16 protein-coding genes are annotated in these 19,014 nt (G+C 65.9%); 10 read left to right on the plus strand and 6 right to left on the minus strand.

What is annotated here, in order from left to right; translation table 11 throughout:
- Positions 1-53: 53 nt before the first annotated feature.
- Positions 54-713, plus strand: a complete 660-nt coding sequence (locus QA642_RS10950) for a hypothetical protein (RefSeq protein WP_283084669.1) — start codon at positions 54-56, stop codon at positions 711-713.
- 302 nt (positions 714-1,015) lie between these two features.
- On the opposite strand, the gene QA642_RS10955 is transcribed toward QA642_RS10950, so the two are convergent.
- Positions 1,016-2,680 (minus strand): aminotransferase class III-fold pyridoxal phosphate-dependent enzyme, encoded by a 1,665-nt coding sequence (locus QA642_RS10955; protein ID WP_283084670.1) that lies wholly within the window; start codon positions 2,678-2,680, stop codon positions 1,016-1,018.
- Between the two features lie 35 nt (positions 2,681-2,715).
- Between QA642_RS10955 and asd the strand changes: the two genes are divergently transcribed.
- The gene (gene asd, locus QA642_RS10960) at positions 2,716-3,579 is read left to right on the plus strand and encodes an archaetidylserine decarboxylase (RefSeq protein ID WP_283084671.1); all 864 of its coding nucleotides are present in this window, start codon (positions 2,716-2,718) and stop codon (positions 3,577-3,579) included.
- Positions 3,580-3,647: 68 nt separating this feature from the next.
- Entirely contained in the window at positions 3,648-4,223 is a 576-nt protein-coding gene (locus tag QA642_RS10965) for an NUDIX hydrolase (RefSeq protein ID WP_283084672.1), read from the plus strand.
- Between the two features lie 214 nt (positions 4,224-4,437).
- Here QA642_RS10965 and QA642_RS10970 read toward each other — a convergent pair whose 3' ends face one another.
- Together QA642_RS10970 and QA642_RS10975 are read right to left on the minus strand one after the other, a co-directional pair.
- Positions 4,438-5,925: a FecR domain-containing protein gene (locus QA642_RS10970; protein ID WP_283086851.1), complete on the minus strand. Its 1,488-nt coding sequence runs from the start codon at positions 5,923-5,925 to the stop codon at positions 4,438-4,440.
- Positions 5,926-6,238: 313 nt separating this feature from the next.
- On the minus strand, positions 6,239-7,015 hold the full coding sequence (locus QA642_RS10975; protein WP_283084673.1) for a DUF2147 domain-containing protein: 777 nt from the start codon (positions 7,013-7,015) through the stop codon (positions 6,239-6,241).
- A gap of 470 nt (positions 7,016-7,485) precedes the next feature.
- Here QA642_RS10975 and QA642_RS10980 point away from each other — a divergent pair, with 470 nt between their 5' ends.
- From QA642_RS10980 to QA642_RS10990, 3 genes are all read left to right on the plus strand, one after another.
- A complete protein-coding gene (locus tag QA642_RS10980) occupies positions 7,486-8,094 on the plus strand; it encodes a DUF2147 domain-containing protein (RefSeq protein ID WP_283084674.1) in 609 nt (202 codons plus the stop codon).
- A gap of 320 nt (positions 8,095-8,414) precedes the next feature.
- A complete protein-coding gene (locus tag QA642_RS10985) occupies positions 8,415-9,623 on the plus strand; it encodes an extensin family protein (RefSeq protein WP_283084675.1) in 1,209 nt (402 codons plus the stop codon).
- Positions 9,624-9,627: 4 nt separating this feature from the next.
- Positions 9,628-10,209 carry a histidine phosphatase family protein gene (locus tag QA642_RS10990; RefSeq protein WP_283084676.1) on the plus strand — a complete coding sequence of 194 codons (582 nt, stop codon included), beginning with the start codon at positions 9,628-9,630 and terminating at the stop codon, positions 10,207-10,209.
- 8 nt (positions 10,210-10,217) lie between these two features.
- Here the strand turns inward: QA642_RS10990 and QA642_RS10995 are convergent, their stop codons facing one another.
- The gene (locus QA642_RS10995; RefSeq protein WP_283086852.1) at positions 10,218-10,556 is read right to left on the minus strand and encodes a DUF6665 family protein; all 339 of its coding nucleotides are present in this window, start codon (positions 10,554-10,556) and stop codon (positions 10,218-10,220) included.
- Positions 10,557-10,608: 52 nt separating this feature from the next.
- Positions 10,609-11,244: a TetR/AcrR family transcriptional regulator gene (locus tag QA642_RS11000; protein WP_283084677.1), complete on the minus strand. Its 636-nt coding sequence runs from the start codon at positions 11,242-11,244 to the stop codon at positions 10,609-10,611.
- A 198-nt stretch (positions 11,245-11,442) separates the two neighbouring features.
- Here QA642_RS11000 and QA642_RS11005 point away from each other — a divergent pair, with 198 nt between their 5' ends.
- The 4 genes from QA642_RS11005 (at position 11,443) to QA642_RS11020 (ending at position 18,157) form a co-directional block, all read left to right on the plus strand.
- The gene (locus tag QA642_RS11005; protein WP_283084678.1) at positions 11,443-12,753 is read left to right on the plus strand and encodes an HlyD family secretion protein; all 1,311 of its coding nucleotides are present in this window, start codon (positions 11,443-11,445) and stop codon (positions 12,751-12,753) included.
- A gap of 27 nt (positions 12,754-12,780) precedes the next feature.
- A complete protein-coding gene (locus tag QA642_RS11010) occupies positions 12,781-14,364 on the plus strand; it encodes a DHA2 family efflux MFS transporter permease subunit (RefSeq protein WP_283084679.1) in 1,584 nt (527 codons plus the stop codon).
- Between the two features lie 522 nt (positions 14,365-14,886).
- Positions 14,887-16,686, plus strand: coding sequence for an ABC transporter ATP-binding protein (locus QA642_RS11015; protein ID WP_283084680.1), 1,800 nt, complete (start codon positions 14,887-14,889; stop codon positions 16,684-16,686).
- A 64-nt stretch (positions 16,687-16,750) separates the two neighbouring features.
- Positions 16,751-18,157, plus strand: coding sequence for an MATE family efflux transporter (locus QA642_RS11020; protein WP_283084681.1), 1,407 nt, complete (start codon positions 16,751-16,753; stop codon positions 18,155-18,157).
- 81 nt (positions 18,158-18,238) lie between these two features.
- On the opposite strand, the gene QA642_RS11025 is transcribed toward QA642_RS11020, so the two are convergent.
- Complete coding sequence (locus tag QA642_RS11025) at positions 18,239-18,982, minus strand: sulfite exporter TauE/SafE family protein (RefSeq protein ID WP_283084682.1); 744 nt, start codon at positions 18,980-18,982, stop codon at positions 18,239-18,241.
- Positions 18,983-19,014: the final 32 nt, after the last annotated feature.

Genomic DNA, 19,014 nt, shown 5'->3' on the forward strand with positions numbered 1-19,014 from the left:
GGCCTACATCGAATCCCTGTAAATCCTGAACCCGAAGCATTTTGGGGGAGAGCATGATCAAGAACTATCTCGAGCAGCTGCGGATCCAGCGCTGGGACGACCATCGCTACTATCACCACAGCCGCATCAATCAGAGCCTGCACTTCGTCAGCGCGCTGAGCTTTCTCTTCGCCTATGTCTGGCTGTTCGTCGACCCCATGATCTCCGCCCTGGTGGGCTGGCTGGTCTCGATGACCTCGCGCCAGGCCGGTCACTTCTTCTTCGAGCCGCACGATTACGACCACATCAACCAGGCGACGCACGAGTACAAGGAAGAGATCAAGGTCGGCTACAACCTTCAGCGCAAGGTGGTGCTGATGGCGATCTGGGCGCTCTCGCCGCTGGTGCTGGTGGTCGATCCCACGCTGTTCGGCCTGTTCACGCCCTGGGCGACCGCGACCGACTTCATGCGTCAGGTCGCCAAGATCTGGCTGGTGATCGGCGGCGGCGGCCTCCTGTTCCGCACCGTGCACCTGTTCTTCATCCGCGACGTCGAGACCGGCCTCGTCTGGATGACCAAGATCCTGACCGACCCCTTCCACGACCTGATGCTCTATCGCAGCGCTCCGCTGGCGCTGATGCGCGGCGAGCTGATGGATCCCGGTCTGCACCTCAACCCCGAGCACACGCTGGGCCTCATCTCCGAGCCAGCGCTCGAAGAGCAGCACGCCTGAGCGCGCAGCTCACACCAAACACTCCGATGTCTGATGGTTACGTCGTGCCCGGCCTCGTGCCGGGCATCCACGTCTTGGGGGCTCTTTCGCCTCTCCCCGCGTGCGGGGAGAGGCCGAAGCGCATCGTCGATGCGATCCGGGTGAGGGGGAGTCTCCGCGGGGGCGCTGCCAGATGGTCGTACGTCAAGTCTCACCGCGCTCGCGGAGAGTCCCCCTCACCCCGACCCTCTCCCCGCAAGCGGGGCGAGGGGGAGGAGAGAGCTCGCCCCGGAATGACAGCGTTCGTGTGGGGCGAGCCAGCCTCAGCGCCCGAAGCGCTTGGCCAGCATCTCTTTCAAAATCTGCCGCTTGATGTTCTTGTTGGTGAGCACGCCATCGTGCCACCAGAAGCCGTCGGCCTTCATCTTCTCGGCGGCGCGGACGAAGCGATCGGCGACTTCAGCGAAGTCGGCGTCGGTGTAGTTGAGGCTGAAGATCAGCCGTCCCGTGCCGACCCAGCTCAGCGCCAGGCCTTCGGCGCGCAGATAGTATTGCAGCATCCAGTTGTAGCGGGACGGCGTGGTGTATTTCACCGTCCAGATCGACGAGACGTTGGCAAACTGCACCGGCAGCTTGGCGTCGGTCATCATCTGGTTGAGCCTCGCGACGCGGCCGTTCCAGGTCGCATCCAGGCCGTCGTAGATGGCGCGGAAGTTCGGGCTGGCGAGCCGGCTCAGGAACTCGTCCATCGCCGTCATGACGTAGGGATGCGAGTTGAAGGTGCCGCGGGCAAAGCAGATGTCGGCGGGCCGGTCGTCGCGGAAGCGGCGCATCAACTCGCGTCTGCCGCAGACCACACCGACCGGCAGACCGCCGGCGAGGCTCTTGCCGTAAGTCACCATGTCGGCCTTGACGCCGAAATATTCCTGGGCGCCGCCGGCAGCGAGACGGAAGCCGACGAAGACCTCGTCGAAGATCAGCACGATGCCGCGCTCGGTGCAGACTTCGCGCAGCTGCTTCAGCCATTCGGTATAAGCGGCGCGATCGAAATTGCCGCCGCGGGAGCTGTCGACCAGCGAGGAATCGCCGGGTGCGTTGCTGTTCGGATGCAGGCCCTGGAGCGGATTGACCAGCACGCAGGCGATGTCCTTGCGCGTGCGCAGCACATGCAGCGTCTTCTCCGACATCTCCGAGAGCGTGTAGGTCTCGTGCGCAGGGATAGGATTGCCGACGCCGGGCTGCACATCGCCCCACCAGCCGTGATAGGCGCCGGCAAAACGGACGAGATGCGTGCGCTTGGTGTGGTAGCGCGCAAGGCGAACGGCCTGCATCACGGCTTCGGTGCCCGACATGTGGAACGAGACCTCGTCGAGGCCCGAGATCTGGCAGAGCCGCTGCACGTTCTCGAGGATGACGGGGTGATAGGGCCCGAGCACGGGGCCGAGCGCATGCGCGCGTTTCTCGGAGCCCTCGATGCACTCCTTGTAGAAGTCGTTGCCGAAGATGTTGACGCCGTAGGAGCCCGTGAGGTCGTAAGAGGTGTTGCCGTCGACATCCGTGACGGTGACGCCGCTCGAGGACTCCATGAAGGTCGAGGTGCCCAGATGCTCGCGGACGAGGCGCGAGAACTGGAACGGCACGCGGTAGCTCTCGGTGAAGTTGAGATCGGAGATCGTCTCCGCCGCCTCCTTCGTCATCGCGCGGCCCTTGGGGTAGCGATCGGCGTAGAGAGCTGCGAGGCGGAAGAAGCCGTCCTTGCGCTGCTTCACCACGTTGTCAGGCGCGCCGTCGCAGCCGAAATATCGATCACCCTCGAACTCGTAGAACGGGAGCAGCTTTGCCACCCGCCGCGACATCTTGGAGTGTCCGGCGAGCGAGCGGTGCTTGGCGCGGGACAATTCGACCCGCGCCTTGATCTTCGGGAGGACGGCGGCAGCAGACGCTGCGGCGGCCACGGACATCGAGAGAATCGGGAGTGTCGTTTCCATGACAACAAGCGCTAACCCTGTGAGCTGACAGATTCATGACAGTCAAAGCCCTCATCGCCTCTTTCACCCAGCAGGAAGACCTCAACTTCCTGTTGACCAACCGCATCCCCCGCGCGGCCCTGACCCGGTTCATGGGCTGGTTCTCCAAGATCGAGAATCCCCTGGTGCGGGACTTCTCGATCGCGCTGTGGAAGCTGTTCTCCGACCTCGATCTGTCGGAGGCGCGCAAGACCCATTTCAACAGCCTGCATGATTGCTTCACCCGGGAGCTCAAGCCGGGCCTGCGGCCCTTTGATCCGGATCCAGCTGTCGTCGCCAGCCCGTCCGACGGCATCGTCGGCGCTCATGGCCGGATCGCCGACACCGAGCTGTTCCAGGTCAAGGGCGCGCCGTATTCGTTGCTCGATCTCGTCGGCGACTCCGCGCTGGTCGACCAGCACCGCAACGGAAGCTTCGTCACGCTGCGGCTGACCTCGAGCATGTATCACCGCTTCCATGCGCCTTATGACGCGCATATCGAGCGCGTCACGCTGATCCATGGTGACGTCTGGAACGTCAACCCGATCGCGCTCAAGCGCGTCGAGCGGCTGTTCTGCAAGAACGAGCGCGCGGTGATCCGCACGCATCTTTCGACCGGCGAGGCGGTGACGCTCGTGCCGGTTGCTGCGATCCTGGTCGCAAGCATTCGGTTGCACTTCCTCGACATGGTGCTGAACGCGCAGACGCGTGGTCCCGTCAATTTCCCTTGCGATGTCAACGTGACCAAGGGTGAGGAGCTCGGCTGGTTCGAGCACGGCTCGACCATCATCATCCTGGCGCCCGGAGATTTTACCTTCTGCGACGGTATCGCCGAGGGCACGCGCATTCGCGCAGGTCAAGCGCTGTTGAAAAGAAACTAGCCTTCAATCTGCCCTGACCGTCGCCTATATCGTCCGCGGGGACGATTCTGACGACCACGGATTGGGTGATGGCGCGAGCGCCGGTGATGGCGGCGGGTGGTATTGTGCTGCGGCGTGGTTCGACGCCGCTGATCGCGGTCGTGCGCCAGCGCAAGCGCAACGAATGGGTGCTGCCCAAGGGCAAGCTCGACGACGGCGAAACGCCGCGAGAGGCCGCGCATCGCGAGGTGCTGGAAGAGACCGGCCATGACGTGGCGATGCACGAATTTTTGGGCACGCTGGTGTATCAGTCGGGCGGGCGCTCCAAGGTCGTGCATTTCTGGCGGATGGAAGCCGAGGGCGGTCCCGTCCGCAAGCTGATGAACGACATCAAGGCGGTGGACTGGCTGACGCTCGATGATGCGCTCGCCCGCCTGTCGCGCGAATACGAGCGCGCGTTCCTGACGCAGGTCGGGCCGATCGCGCTTGCGGCCGCCGGGCTTGCATCTTCGCCCGCACGTGCGCCCGAGCCGACGCCAACGCTGGCGGCCGACGACATTGATGCCGCCTTGCAGACGCTGACACCGGCCGAGGCGGCGTCCGTCGACGAACTGCGGCATGGCTTGTTGCAGAAGGTGCGAGCCTGGCTTCGCGGCGAGGCGTAGACTCCCTGAAAGAATTTAGGGCGACGTGACGCAGCGCCCTCTCCGCGAGAGAGGAATCGTAGGGTGGGCAAAGGCGCATCTTGCGCCGTGCCCACCATATCTATGCTTTGTAGAAAGGCGGTGGGCACGCTTCGCTTTGCCCACCCTACGATACTGGGGCCTCGCCCTTCGAGACGCTTGCTTCGCAAGCTCCTCAGGCTGAGCGGCAACACTGTCACCGCCGCTCTTTCTTCTCCTTCGGAGCCGGCGCCGGTCTGCGCGGCGCGCCGGGGAGGCGCTGCTGGAATCCGCCTGGGCGCTGCATGCCCGGCTGTTGCAGCGCTGGCGGCTGCCCGGGTTGCAGGCCGGTGCGCGGCGTTTGCGGGCCCGGTGCTTGCGGAGCGGTGCCGCCCGGCTGAGGCGGGGTCACGGGTCCGGGCTGCGCCGGACTCTGTCCACCGCGCGGCGGCTGGGTTTGCGGCGTGCCACTGGGCGGCGTGCCTTGCTGACCGCCTTGCCCCGCGCGCGGTGCACCTGGACGTCCGGCACCTTGCTGCTGACCGGGCTGTTGTTGACCCCGTTGCTGCTGGCCCGGCTGCTGCCCCTGACCCGCGCGCTGGCCACCCGGCTGCACGGCGCCGCCTTGTCCTTGTTGTCCTTGCCGCTGCTGCGGCGGCTGGCCTTGCTGCGTGCCTTGCCGGCCCGGCGTGCCCGGCTGCTGCTGGCCAGGACGGTTGTTCTGACCGGGCTGGCCGTTCGGCCGCTGCGGTTGCTGCGCCGGCGCTGTTGTGGGGCGCAATTGCTGCTGCTGCGGCGGCTGGATGGGGCGCGGAATGCGGCTGACCGCGGTCGGATTGGCGCGGCGGAAGTCGCGCTGCTCGGTGACGATCTGCCGGCCGGTGGTCTGCGCCAGATGCACCTGGCTGACGAAGCCCCGGTCACGCGCGATCTGCTGCGCCGGAATCGTGATCGGCACCGCGGCAAAGCGCATGACGCCGGCCGTGGCTGTGCCAGGCCGGATCGCAAAGCCGCTCGAAGCCCGCGTGAGCGCGCCGAGCCGCGTGCCGCTGGTCCGGTCGTCGACGTCGATGTGGCCGACGCGGCCGTCGGCATCGGGATAGAGTTTTATGTTGACGTTGTTCGCGCTGTTCGCTGCCGCGCCTTCCGGCACGTCGACGACGCCGGTGGTGCCGCGGATGCCGAGCGTTGCGGTCGGCGTCGCGATCTTCATGTCACCGGTCTTCGCCACCGCCGCCGCGACGAACGCGACCGTGCCCTTGCCGATATCGAAGATCGCCGAGTTCTGCTTGCCGCCGTCTTCATAGACGTAATTGTCGATCGTGATCTTGGCGCTGGCGGAGAGGTTGAACGTGGTCGCGTCGTTGAAGGTGATGCCGAGCGAGGAGTTCGACGAGGTCTGTACGGTGTCGTTGAGATAGATGTCGTCGCGCACGCGCAGCGGATAGGAATTCTTGTCGCGGATCACGGTCGCGATGCCCGTCACGGTGGCGACGTTGCCGATCGGCTCGACGGTGGTGGTCTGCGCGTCTGCCGCGGGAGCAGGTGAAGCTGATGGTGTCGGCGATGCCGAGGGCGTCGGGGAGGGGGCAGGTGCCGGCTGCGCTTGCGCGATTTCGATTGCATCGGATGCACAAGCCGCGCGCGCGCCGGCCAGCGGCAAGGCCAGCACGAGCGTGAACACGAAGGGGCGCCAAGCCACCAATGAAGTCACGAGGAGGTCCCGGTAAGAACGCGAGGCGAGATCGGCCGATATCAGCCGGAGCGAGCTGAATGGCGGATGAACATGAGTCGCAGGGGAGGGGCGAACGTTTGAACGGCGCGTGATGCGAGTGAATAGGCCTTGATATCCTCTCCACAGCGTCATGGCCGGGCGTAGCTGTCCGAAGGACGGCGTCGCTTCCGCTCGCCTATGTCCCGGCCATCCACGCCTTAATGCGCGGTGCGAAGAACGTGGATGCCCGGGACAAGCCCGGGCATGACGAAGACCGTGTGTTAGAGATGACGCGCTTCGCGCGTCAGCTCACGCGCTTCCAGGTCTGGCCGCCGCAGAACATGCCGCCGAAGGCGCAGCCCTGCACGCGCAGTGCGTTCGGGCCCTTCATCGCGATGGTCGAGTCGTAGTTGCGGCCGGAGTCGGGATCGTGGATGCGGCCGCTCCACTTCGCGCCATCGGGCTTCATATTGATCAGGATGCGCTCGTTGGTCTTCTGGGCGTAACCGCACAGATTGGGGCCGCACTGCTCGACACGGACATTGCCCTTGTTCTCTTCGGTCGCCCACACGCCGATCGGCGAGTTCGGTGCCGTCACGGGCGCGGCGGCCACTGGCGCCGGCGCGGGAGCAGCAACAACGGGCGCGGGCGCAGCGACAGGAGCGGGAGCCGCAACAGGCGCGGGCTGCGTGTTGTTGTCGTAGCCGGCGGGCGGCGCGGCGGCAACCGTCGTGGCCGGAGCGGGAGCCGCAGGCGCGGCCGCCTGCACCGGCGCCTGTTGAACGGGCTGTTGCTGCACCGGAGCCGGGGCGGGCTGCGCGGTCGGCGCCGGAGCCGGCGTGGTGTCGGCGTCATCGTCCTTGGAGCCGCCAAGGCCGTTGAGGTTGATGTTGTTCAGCTTGATCGGCTTGTTCGACAGGCCGGGGGCGACGATGGTGACGCAATCAAGCGAAGCGCAGTTGCGCGGAGTCTCGATGCGGATGTGCTGGCCGTCGATCTGGAACGAGATCGAGTTGCCGGCATGCGCGGCCGCGGTCGAAGCGAGGAAGAGCGCGGCGGCGGCGACGGTGAGCTTGTTCATGACAACCTCCGAAAAGGGCGCGATCCCGATATGGACTGGTGTCGCTGGTGGATGAAGCGTGGTTCGACCCTACGCCGCGCCTACCCCGCCTTCCGTGATGGACGTCACAACGCCGGTGCGCGACTGGGTGAGGCAGCGCACATTCGGCCACCCATCATCTGCGTAACGTCTCGGGGACACTGAGGAGGGCGCCGATGATGCGGCTTGTGACTTCGCTTGGGACGGTGATCGCATTGATGGCGATGGCGCCCGCGGCCCAGGCCGGTTCCTACTCTTTTTTGGTCGGCGGGCATCGTTTCCATGTCGAGGCGCCCCGGAATTGCCGGGCCGCCTCCTGTGTTTCGATTTCCAGTCACAGCTTGCGGACAACAGACAATGTCAGCACGGCACCGGCCCCGCCGCCCGCACCGGTGCTCCAGGCACCGCAGCCGGCCTGTCCGGCCGCCCCGATTCGACCGGTGCAAGCGATTGTGACCGCACCGCCCCCCGCGCCGGCTCCCGCCCTTGCTGCCACGGCGTCGCAGTCCGTTCCGCCGCCGCCGACGCCAAAACGCGATGCGTCAGGGATTGAAGCGCCGAGCCCCAATCCGCCGCGAGTTGAACTGTCACGCCTGGATCCGCCAAAGACGATCGCGCTCGACCCGCCGCGGATCGAGCCGCCGGTCGTCACTGCGGACCCCGAGATCAAGCCGGCCACAACGATGGCGAAGCGCAACGAGGATGAGCCGGCCTATCTGCCGCTCGGCGAATGGGAGAGCACGGGCGCCAAGGGCACGGTCCGCATCGAGCGCTGCGGCCCGGCGCTGTGCGGCTTCGCACTCACCGACGCGTCCACCCGCGGCGAGAGCGTGCTCGTCAACATGAAGCCGAAATCGCACGACGTCTGGACCGGCAGCATCTACAGCCGCTCCACCGGCAACACCTATTATGCGACGATGACGCTGAAGACCTCCGGCAGGCTCCACGTCGAAGCCTGCGCGCTCGGCCGCTTCTGGTGCTCCGGCAACGACTGGACAAGAGTTGAGGAGCCGCGCGAGCAGCTGATGACGACGTCGCGGCAGTGGGGCGCGAGGTCGTAGCGTTTCTCTTACCCTCCAGGGGAGGGTGGCGGGTGAGCCGGTGATGCGGTCGGTGTCGTCTCTAGATCATGCCGAGCACGATGGCGCCGACAAAGGCCATGGCGAGGTACGCGGTGACTACGCTCAGTCTCCCGGCGAACGTCATGAGATATCTCCATGCGCGCCTCTTTGCGCGCCAACATCATGGTTAACAGAGAGTCTCTTTCCGAAAAAGGCAGCCCTGCTGTCGCTCATCCTGCGCCACGCGGGCCGGCATAGTTAAAGAACGCTGAAACCGACACGTTGAAGAGTCTTTAAGTAAATTCACCGAACGTGCGTGCATGACGCGCGGAGTTCGTTTGTATCTCGTCGGCTCCATCGTCCTTGTTTCGCTTGCGGGTTGCGGACGCGGCTTTTTCCAGGCCGAACGTGAACCGTGGCGGGCCGAGGCAGAGGCCGCATGCCTGAAATCGGGCGCGGTGAAAGAGGGACCAGACCTCGTCCGCATCGACCCGATCTCCGGCCCCGGCATGTGCGGCGCCGAATTCCCGCTCAAAGTTGCCGCGATCGGCGAAGCCTCCGGCACCTATGGTTTTGCCGACGAAACGCTGCGCCCGCCCGGCAGCATCGGCAACCAGCCGCGCTGGCCGGTGACGCAGCCGCAATCGAATTACCCGCAAGGCCAGGCCTATCCGGCATCGTCCTATCCGCAACGCTCGAACTATCCCGAGAGCGCGGTGCGCCAACCCTCCGGCTATGGCGCCTCATCCGGCCCGATGTCACTGAATGCGCCCGGCGTGGAGCCTCAGGAAGACGAGATCGACCTGCCGCCCGAGGGCACCGATGCCGCGGGTGCGGCGCGCTACATGAATGCCCCGAGCTATCCTGCGCGGCAGCCCGCTCCCTATTCGCAAGCGCCCGCGCAGCAGCCGCTGCCGCGTCTTGGTCCGGCGCAGGGCAATCCCGTCACCGCGGTCGGTCCGGTCGCGATCAAGCCGACTGCGACGCTCGCCTGTCCGATCGTGTCCGAGCTCGACCGCTGGCTCGCCGACACCGTGCAGCCGTCGGCGACGCGCTGGTTCGGCGCCCGCGTGGTCGAGATCAAGCAGATCTCCGCCTATTCCTGCCGCGGCATGAACGGCAATCCGCATGCCCACATCTCCGAGCACGCCTTCGGCAATGCGCTCGACATCTCGGCCTTCGTGCTCGCGGACGGCCGCCGCGTCACCGTCAAGGACGGCTGGCGCGGCATGCCGGAAGAGCAGGGCTTCCTGCGCGACGTGCAGTCGGGCGCATGCGCGCATTTCACCACGGTGCTGGCGCCGGGATCGAACGTCTATCACTACGATCACATCCATGTGGATCTGATGCGCCGTGCCAGCCGCCGCCTGATCTGCCAGCCGGCCGCCGTCTCCGGCGACGAGGTTGCCTCGCGCGCGCAGCGGCGCAGTCCCTATGCGAGCTCGCGCGATCCCTACGTGACCGGCTCGCTCGGCGCGCACAAGACTACGACGCGCAAGCAGGACGAGGACGACTACGCGGACGATTAGCGAAATGGCCATCGTCCGCTATCTCACCCACCCGCAGGTGCAAATCGATCCCGACGTGCCAGTGCCGCAATGGGGCCTGAGCCCGATCGGTCGTGCCCGCACCGAGGCGCTGGCGCAGGCAAGCTGGCTGGCGCGCACCACGCAAATCGTCTCCAGCGGCGAGCGCAAGGCGATCGAGACCGCCGAGATCATCGCGAGCCGGCTCGGCATCATGATCGAGATCCGCGAGGCCATGCACGAGAACGACCGCTCGGCGACCGGCTTTTTGCAGCCGGCCGAGTTCGAGCAGGTTGCCGACCGTTTCTTCGCAGAGCCACTTCTCAGCGTCCGCGGCTGGGAGCGTGCCATCGATGCGCAAGCGCGCATCGTGCGCGAGGCCGAAGCGGTGCTGGCGCGCAATCGCCCGGGCGATGTTCTGTTCGTCGGCCATGGCCGCGTCGGCACGCTGCTGTTCTGCCACACTGCCGGGCATGCGATCGACCGCGCCCACGATCAGCCGGCTGGCGGCGGCAATTTGTTCGCATTCGCGCGCGCCGGGCTGCAGGTCGTGCATGGCTGGCGCCCGATGGAAGAGGCCGGGGCGTAGCTAGCAGCTCATTTCGCGCCCGGCTTCGACGGGGCGGGGGCCAGCCCCATGCAGCGCTGCACCTCGGCGGGGACGTTGTAGGTGCGCATGATGTGGCGGCTATCGCGCAGGCCCGACGCCTCGCGTTGCACCACGAACATCCAGAGCGCGTGACCGGCTTCCGCCACCAGCTTGCGCCTTGCCGGTTGCGAGGCCGGCGTCTCGGCAAGCGCGTGCGCGGCGTCAAATTCGCGCAAGCGCGTCAGCGCCTGTTCGAGCGTACGGCCCATCCGTCCAAGCGCTGAGGCCTGTTCCTGGACGATCTCGTAATGGAGGATATCGACCGGCGGGCGAAGATCACGGGACATGGCGCGAATATAGTGCCGCGTCACCGGCTCGCGCAACGCGTCGCGCTTGCCGCTATTTCGCTTGATACGCTGCCAGGAACATCCGCGTCGCGCTGTCGACGACTTCGGTCATGCGCGCTTCCGACGGTGCGGGCGCGGCCTGGAAGACGAACGGCAGGAACAGCGAGGCTTTGCACAGCTCCATGAACTGCGAGGCCGCGAGATCGCAATCGTCGATCCTGAGATCGCCGGAGGCGACGTGGGCCTTGAGATAGTCGGAGAGGCGGTTGATGGTCTTGTCCAGCACCCGCACATAATAGCGGCGGCCGACATCGGGCATGCGCTCGGCGATCGCCATCACGGTGCGGATCGCCGATCCGCCGCCGGGGCGGCAGAGCAGGTGGATGTAGGCCCGCCCAAAATCCTTCAGCGTGGTCTCGGCATCTCGCGCGGGGTCGAAATTGAACACGACCTGGCCGTGCTGGAGCGCCTCCTGCTCGAGGATGGCTTCGAACAGCGCGCATTTGTCGGCGAAGTAGACGTAGAGCGTGCCTTTGGAGACCTGCGCCGCGCGCGCGATCTCGCCCATGCTGGCGCCGTCAAAGCCGAGATCCATGAACACCTTGCGGGCCCCGTCCAGGATCTGGCGGCGCTTGGAGCTGTCCTCCTCTTGGACGACGCGGAGATGTTCGGGGTCGACTACAACCATTGGTTCAGGGTCTCAGCAGGTTTTTGGGTCGGGTCCAGAGCCCATGAAGCCTGAATAAAGGATTCGGGCCGATAGGGTCGACCCGGGAATAATATGTATATTGACCGAACCGTTCGGTCAATGATATTTGGAATGCACGAGAGGGAACCGTCCGCGGGACGGCCGTCCCTGGTCGTGCCTTTTTATGGGGAGGCCGTCATGGCCGTATCGAGAGACCAGGCTGCGCGCGTGCTTCGCCAGGACCCGGTGGAGACGACGCCGGAGCGGGCGGGCAGTGAAGCCGCGAACGAAAACCCCGCCGCTCTTGCCGAGCAGTTGCGCTCTCATGTGGCCGAGGAAACCAAGCGCCGCACCAGTGAGGCGCCGGAGAAGCCTGTGACCAACAAGCCGGCTGCACCTGCTGCTGCCGATGCGCCGAAATCCGGCAAGCGCAAATTCGTGTTGATGGGCGTCGGCCTCGTGCTGGCGCTCGCGGCCGCGAGCTATGCCGGCTATTACACGCTGGTCGGCCGCTTCTACGTCTCGACCGACGACGCCTATGTCCGCGCCAACAACACCATGCTGGGCGCGCGCGTGGCCGGCCACATCTCCTCGATCCTCGCCGGCGACAATACGCCGGTGAAAGCCGGCGACATCGTCCTCCGCATCGACGACGGCGACTACAAGATCGCGGTCGACGCCGCCGCGACCAGGATCGCGACCCAGCAGGCTACCATCGATCGCATCGGCCGCCAGATCGCGGCGCTCGAAAGCCAGGTCGCGCAGGCCAAGGCGCAGCTCGTCTCGGCCGAAGCCGGCCTCAAGCGCGCCGATCTCGATTATGAGCGCCAGCAGGCGCTGAGCAGCAAGGGCTTCGCCTCGCGCGCCACCTTCGAAAGCTCGGAAGCCGGACGCGACCAGGGCGCCGCCGCGGTGAAGGCCGCGCAGGCCGCCTACGACGTCGCGGTCAGCAATGTCGACGTCACCAAGGCGCAGCAGGCCGAAGCGCAAGCGCAGCTCGCCGAGCTCAAGACGACGCTGGCGAAAGCCGAGCGCGATCTCGCCTTCACCGCGGTGCGCGCGCCGGTCGACGGCACGTTCTCGAACCGTCTCGTCAACGCCGGCGACTTCGTCGCGGTCGGCCAGCGGCTCGGCAACGTCGTGCCGCTCGACGACGTCTATATCGACGCCAATTTCAAGGAAACGCAGCTCAAGCGCATCCGCGCCGGGCAGCCGGTGACGATCAAGGTCGACGCCTACGGCATGCGCAAGTTCTCCGGCGTGGTCGACAGCATCGCGGCGGGCGCGGGCTCCGTGTTCACGCTGCTGCCGCCCGACAACGCCACCGGCAATTTCACCAAGATCGTCCAGCGCGTGCCGGTCCGCATCCGCGTGCCGAAATCGGTCGCGAGGCAGAACCTGCTGCGCGCCGGCATGTCGGTCTATGCGACCGTCGACACCAACAAGGGCGCGACCGACGCCGACAGCGAGGTCGATCTCGACGATCCCACCGCGATCCACCCGCAGTAACTCGTACAAGCGCTGCGAGGTCAGGTTATGGCCAACGCCACCACTGCTTCCCCCGCCATGATGGCGAACCCCGCCGAGGAGCGCATCGCGCCGAAGCGGCTGTTCGCGTTCATCATCATGGTGTTTGGGATGTTCATGGCGATCCTGGACATCCAGATCGTCTCGGCCTCCCTCAGCGAAATCCAGGCCGGCCTGTCGGCGAGCTCGAGTGAGGTCTCCTGGGTCCAGACCGCCTATCTGATCGCCGAGGTCATCGCGATTCCGCTGTCGGGCTTCCTGTCGCGCGCGTTCGGCACGCGGCTGTTGTTCGCGATCTCGGCGGCGGGCTTCACCTTCTCGAGCCTGCTCTGCGGCTTCGCCACCACCATCGAGGAGATGATCCTGTGGCGCGCGCTGCAGGGTTTTCTCGGCGCCGGCATGATCCCGACCGTGTTCGCCTCGGCCTATATGGTGTTTCCGCGCACGAAATTCCACATCGTCGGGCCCATCATCGGCCTCGTCGCGACCCTGGCGCCGACTATCGGGCCGACCGTCGGCGGCTACATCACCGACCTGATGTCGTGGAACTGGCTGTTCTTCATCAACGTCGTGCCCGGCGTCGCCATCACCCTCGGCGTGCTGGCGCTGGTCGATTTCGACGAGCCGCATTTCGAGCTGCTCGACCGCTTCGACTGGTGGGGCCTGTTGTTCATGGCCGGCTTCCTCGGCACGCTGGAATATGTGCTGGAGGAAGGCCCGCAATATGAATGGATGCAGGACACCTCGGTGGCGATCTGCGCCTGGATCTGCGCCATCTCCGCGATCGCCTTCTTCTGGCGCGTCTTCACCGCGGCCGAGCCGATCGTCAACTTGCGCACCTTCTCCAACCGCAACTTCGCGATCGGCTGTCTCCTGCAGTTCTGCATCGGCATCGGCCTCTATGGCCTGACCTACATCTATCCGCGTTATCTCGCCGAAGTGCGCGGCTACAGCGCGCTGATGATCGGCGAAACCATGTTCGTCTCGGGCATTACCATGTTCCTGGTCGCGCCGCTGGTCGGCCGACTCATGGTGAAGTTCGACATGCGCTACATGATCGCGTTCGGTCTCGTCGTGTTCGCGATCGGCTCCTACCAGATGACCTGGATCACCCGCGACTACGATTTCTACGAGCTGCTGGTGCCGCAGATCCTGCGCGGCATCGGCATGATGTTCGCGATGGTGCCGACCAATAACATCGCGCTCGGCACGCTGGCGCCTGATAGGGTCAAGAACGCGAGCGGCCTGTTCAACCTGATGCGCAATCTCGGCGGCGCGGTCGGGCTTGCCGTCATCAACACCGTGCTCAACGACCGCACTGATCTGCACATCACGCGCCTGCAGGAGCGCGTGCACTGGGGTAACGCCACCGCGACCGAGACGCTGACCATGCTCCAGCAGAAATTCCAGGGGCTCGGCGATTCCACGCTGATGGCGATGAAGCAGCTCAGCCAGATCGTGCACCGCCAGGCCGTGGTGATGAGCTTCGGCGACGCCTTCTTCATGCTGACGCTGTTCTATCTCGGCCTCAGCGTGCTGGTGACGCTGCTGAACAAGCCGGCCCCGCTGGCCGGGGGCGGCGACGCGCATTAGTCAGCCAAGAACGCGGAGTCATCGCCCGCGCAGGCGGGCGATCCAGTATTCCAGAGACGTCAGTGGCTTACGGAGAAGCCGCGGCGTACTGGATGCCCCGCCCCCCGTGCGCAATTGCGCACTAGGCGGGGCATGACAGCGGAGATTGCGGCGGGCGAAATGCGCCCCAAGGCGATGCCCACCGCCCCCCGCACCAAATTGCAACACTCGTCCGTGATCTCGCGTGAGCCCCGTTGCAAAGTGGAAACGACACATCTATAAAGCGCACCTCATTCAATCGAACCGGGAGGGATTTGCATGATTACGTCGCAGTCGCAGATCGTACGCCCGCGCTCGATGATCGCCTGGCTCGGTATGTACGCGGCCTGTTAGAGGCCTCTTCCGCCAGATTCGATTGGGCACATCGTCCCGATCGCTCCTCTTCCCCAGTCAAAGCCACCTTGAAGTGACGCCGTCTCGGCCCTCGCGGCCGATTTGCGTCCATCGATGGAGCCGGCCCGCGCCAAGCGGCCGGATGATGTCATGACCGTTCTATCAAAAAAGCCCGCGGCGATACGCCTGGTGCTGCCCTTCGTGTTCCGCCACTGGCTGAAGCAGCCGGGGCGCACGCTGATCGTCGCCGGCGGCCTGTTGGGCGCGACCGTCGCCGACCTGTTCATGCCGGTCTTCTCCGGACAGCTGGTCGATGCGTTGACGCGCGGTTCATCGGACCCCGATGCGCGCCACGCCGCGCTGGTCGCATTTGGCGCCATCGTGGCGCTCGGTGCAGCCTCCGTGGTGCTGAGGCTGATCGGTCTCCAGGCCATCGTGCCGTTCACGCTGAAGACCATGACGGATGTGGCGCAGGACGCGTTCATGCGCGTGCAGCGTTTCTCGACCGATTGGCACGCCAACTCCTTCGCCGGCTCTACCGTGCGCAAGATCACGCGCGGCATGTGGGCGCTCGACCTGCTCAACGACACCATCCTGATGGCGTTGGCGCCGTCCTTGCTGGTGCTGATCGGCTCCATGGTCCTGATCGGCCTGCACTGGGCCTCGCTCGGCGTGGTGATCGCGGTGGGCGCGTTGTTCTACGTCACCATCACCGTAATGTTCTCGACGCGGTACATCGCGCCGGCCGCGCGCGTCTCCAATGCCTGGGACACCAAGGTCGGCGGCACGCTGGCGGATGCGTTGACCTGCAACGCCGTGGTGAAATCCTTCGGCGCGGAAGCGCGCGAGGATGCGCGGCTCGCCCGCGTCATCGATCGCTGGCGCGTGCGGGTGCGGCGGACCTGGTTTCGCTACAACTACACCGGCATGGCGCAGCTTGCGCTGCTGCTGTGCCTGCGGGCATCGGTGATCGGCGGCTCGGTGCTGCTGTGGATGTACGGGCAGGCCTCGCCCGGCGACGTCACCTACGTGCTGACGAGCTATTACGTCATCCACGCGTATCTGCGCGACGTCGGCATGCACATCAACAACCTCCAGCGCGCCGTCAACGACATGGACGAACTCGTGGCGATCCATGACGAGCCGATCGGGATCGTCGATGCCGCGGGCGCCCGGCCGATCGCGATCGAGGGCGGCGAGATCGTGTTCGAGGACGTCACGTTCCTCTATGGCGGCCATCGCGCGCCGCTGTACGACGGGCTGTCGGTCACGATCCGCGCCGGCGAGCGCGTCGGCCTCGTCGGCCGCTCCGGCTCCGGCAAGACGACCTTCGTCAAGCTGGTGCAGCGACTCTACGACGTTTCCGGTGGTCGCGTGCTGATCGACGGGCAGGACATCGCGCTGGCGACGCAGCAATCGCTGCGCAGCCAGATCGCGATCGTGCAGCAGGAGCCGATCCTGTTCCACCGCTCGCTCGCCGAGAACATCGCCTATGGCCGGCCGGGCGCCAGCCTGGAGGCGATCGAGCAGGCGGCGCGGCTCGCGAATGCGCACGACTTCATCCTGCGCCTGCCCAAGGGCTACGGCACGCTTGTGGGCGAGCGCGGCGTGAAGCTGTCGGGCGGCGAGCGGCAGCGCGTAGCGCTGGCGCGCGCCTTCCTGGCGGATGCGCCGGTGCTGATCCTGGACGAGGCGACCTCGAGCCTCGATTCGGAATCGGAGGCGCTGATCCAGCAGGCGATGGAGCGGCTGATGAAAGGCCGCACCTCGATCGTGATCGCGCACCGGCTGTCGACGGTGAGGAGCCTCGATCGGATCCTGGTGTTCGACCGCGGCGAGATCGTCGAGCAAGGCACCCATGCCGTGCTCGCGGGCAAGCCGCGCGGCATCTATCGCGGCCTGTTCGAGCGCCAGGTGGTGGAGCTCGGGCACATCGCGGCAGCGGAGTAACGGACTTGGAATGGCGCGTGGCTGACGGACGATCGCCAGCCACGCCGCCAGAGGATGGAATGACATGAAAGACCTGACGCACGGCTCCATCGTGAGACACATCCTGGCCATGTCGCCGCCGATCATGCTCGGCATGGTCACGATCATGATCTGCCAGCTGGTCGATCTGTACTTCGTCTCGGGTCTCGGCGAAGCGGCCGTGGCGGGCGTCGCCGCGGCCGGCAATGCCGGCTTTCTCGTCAACGCGCTGTTGCAGGTGCTCGGCGTCGGCACGGTGGCGCTGGTCGCGCATGCCGTGGGACGCAAGGATCGGCACGATGCCAATCTGATCTTCAACCAGGCGATCGCGATGTCGGTGTTGTTCGGCTTGTTGACCCTGGTCATGGGCGCGGCGCTGTCGCGCCTCTACATGCGTTCGGTCGCCGCGGACCAGGCCACGATCGAGGCGGGGACCACATACCTGTTGTGGTTCATGCCGGCGCTCGCGCTGGAATTCGCCATGCAGGTGTTGGCATCCGCGATGCGCGCCACCGGTATCGTGCGCCCGGCGATGCTGGTGCGGGCGGTCGCGGTCGCGATCAACATTGCACTGGCACCCGTTCTGATCTCGGGCTGGGGCACCGGCTACGCGCTCGGCGTTGCCGGCGCGGGGCTCGCGAGCTCGATCGCGGTCGCCATCGGCGTCCTGATGCTGCTGGCCCATTTCCGCAAGGTCGAGCGCTACGTCGCCTTCAATCCGGCGCAGTGGCGGCCGCAGCTTCGGCACTGGAAGCGAATCTTCGATGTCGGCCTGCCCGCCGGCGGCGAGTTCGTGATGGTCTTCATCATCATGGGCGTGGGCTATTATGTGCTCAGCATTTTCGGCCCGGCGGCGCAGGCGGGATTTGGCATCGGGACGCGTGTCCTCGGCCTGATCCAGATGCCGGCGCTCGCCGTCGCCCTCGCCGCAGGGCCGATCGCCGGCCAGAATTTCGGTGCCGGCAATGGTGCGCGCGTGCGCGAGACCTTCGTGAAGGCGGCGCTTGTCGCGGTCGCCGTGACGATCGTTTTCCTGATTCTCGCGCAGGCCGCGCCGGGTCTGTTGCTGACCGGTTTCTCGAATGACCCGGAGACGATGGCGGTTGCCTTGCTCTTTGTGCACATCATCTCGCTCAACATGGTGGCGCAGGCGCTGATCTTCACCTGCTCCAGCATGTTTCAGGGACTGGGCAACACCAAGCCGGTGTTGTGGACCTCGGCAATACGGGTCCTCACCTATTCCCTGCCGTCGATCTGGCTCTCGACGTGGCCGGGCTTCCGGATGGAGCACGTCTGGTATTTGTCGATCGTGACGACCACGCTCCAGGCGGCCTTGAACGTGTGGCTGCTGCGCCGCGAGTTCAGCAAGCGCCTTGCCTTGCCACTGAAGGAGGCGACGTCCGGGCAGGCCGAGGCTCGACCGGTCGCGCCTCCCGTGCGCGAGCCCGCGTAGCGACGGCTTGTGACCTCCTCACGGCTCCGGCTAATTTGCGGTGCCGTGGGGACGGCGCTCGCCCGCGAACAAGGCCGCAAGCTAGATTGCGCCAATGCTGTTCCAGACCAGCGTCAGGCCTGACAGGAACAACAGGCCGAGCACGACATCGCCAAAGTGCTTGTCGTTCAGCGCGTGATAGACGCGGGCGCCGGCCCATGCGCCGATCAGCGTGCCCGGAAAGGCGACAGCCGCGAGCCAGACCACCTTGAATGCGACGAGACCTGAGGCGGTCTGCAACACCAGCGCAGTGGCGAGCACGGTGAAATTGAAGAGCTGGAAGATGCCGCGCCGCTCATGCTTGTTCCAGCCGCGGATGTTGGCCCACAGGATCGGCAGCGGCCCGGACAGTCCGGCGAGGCCGCCCAAAATGCCGCCGGCAAAGCCGATCGCGCCGTCGGCGATGCGGCCGCCGAATTTGACGGCGAGCGGTCTCTTGTTGAGATAAAGCGCCGACGAAAAGATCAGGATCAGCACGCCGACGCTCAGCTTGAATACTTTCGGATCGGCCGAGGCGACCATCAAGGTGCCGAGCGGCACGCCGATCAATCCTCCGATCAGGAACGGCCAGACCAGCGAGAGGTCAAAACTCTTCCACATCGACGGCAGCGTCGAGGTCTGCGCGATCACCGAGCAGATCAGCACCAGCGGCACTGCGAGCGAGGGCGGCAGCACGTAGAGCCAGATGCCGAGCGCCATCAGCGCCGTGCCGAATCCGGCCAGCCCCGAGACGAAGCCTCCGGCCAGCGCGCCGAACAGCAGCAGCACGTAGGTGAGCGTTTCCAACGAATTGTCCTTCGCAATGGGCGATGCCGGAT

This window comes from Bradyrhizobium sp. CB2312, assembly GCF_029714425.1.
Lineage (GTDB): Bacteria > Pseudomonadota > Alphaproteobacteria > Rhizobiales > Xanthobacteraceae > Bradyrhizobium.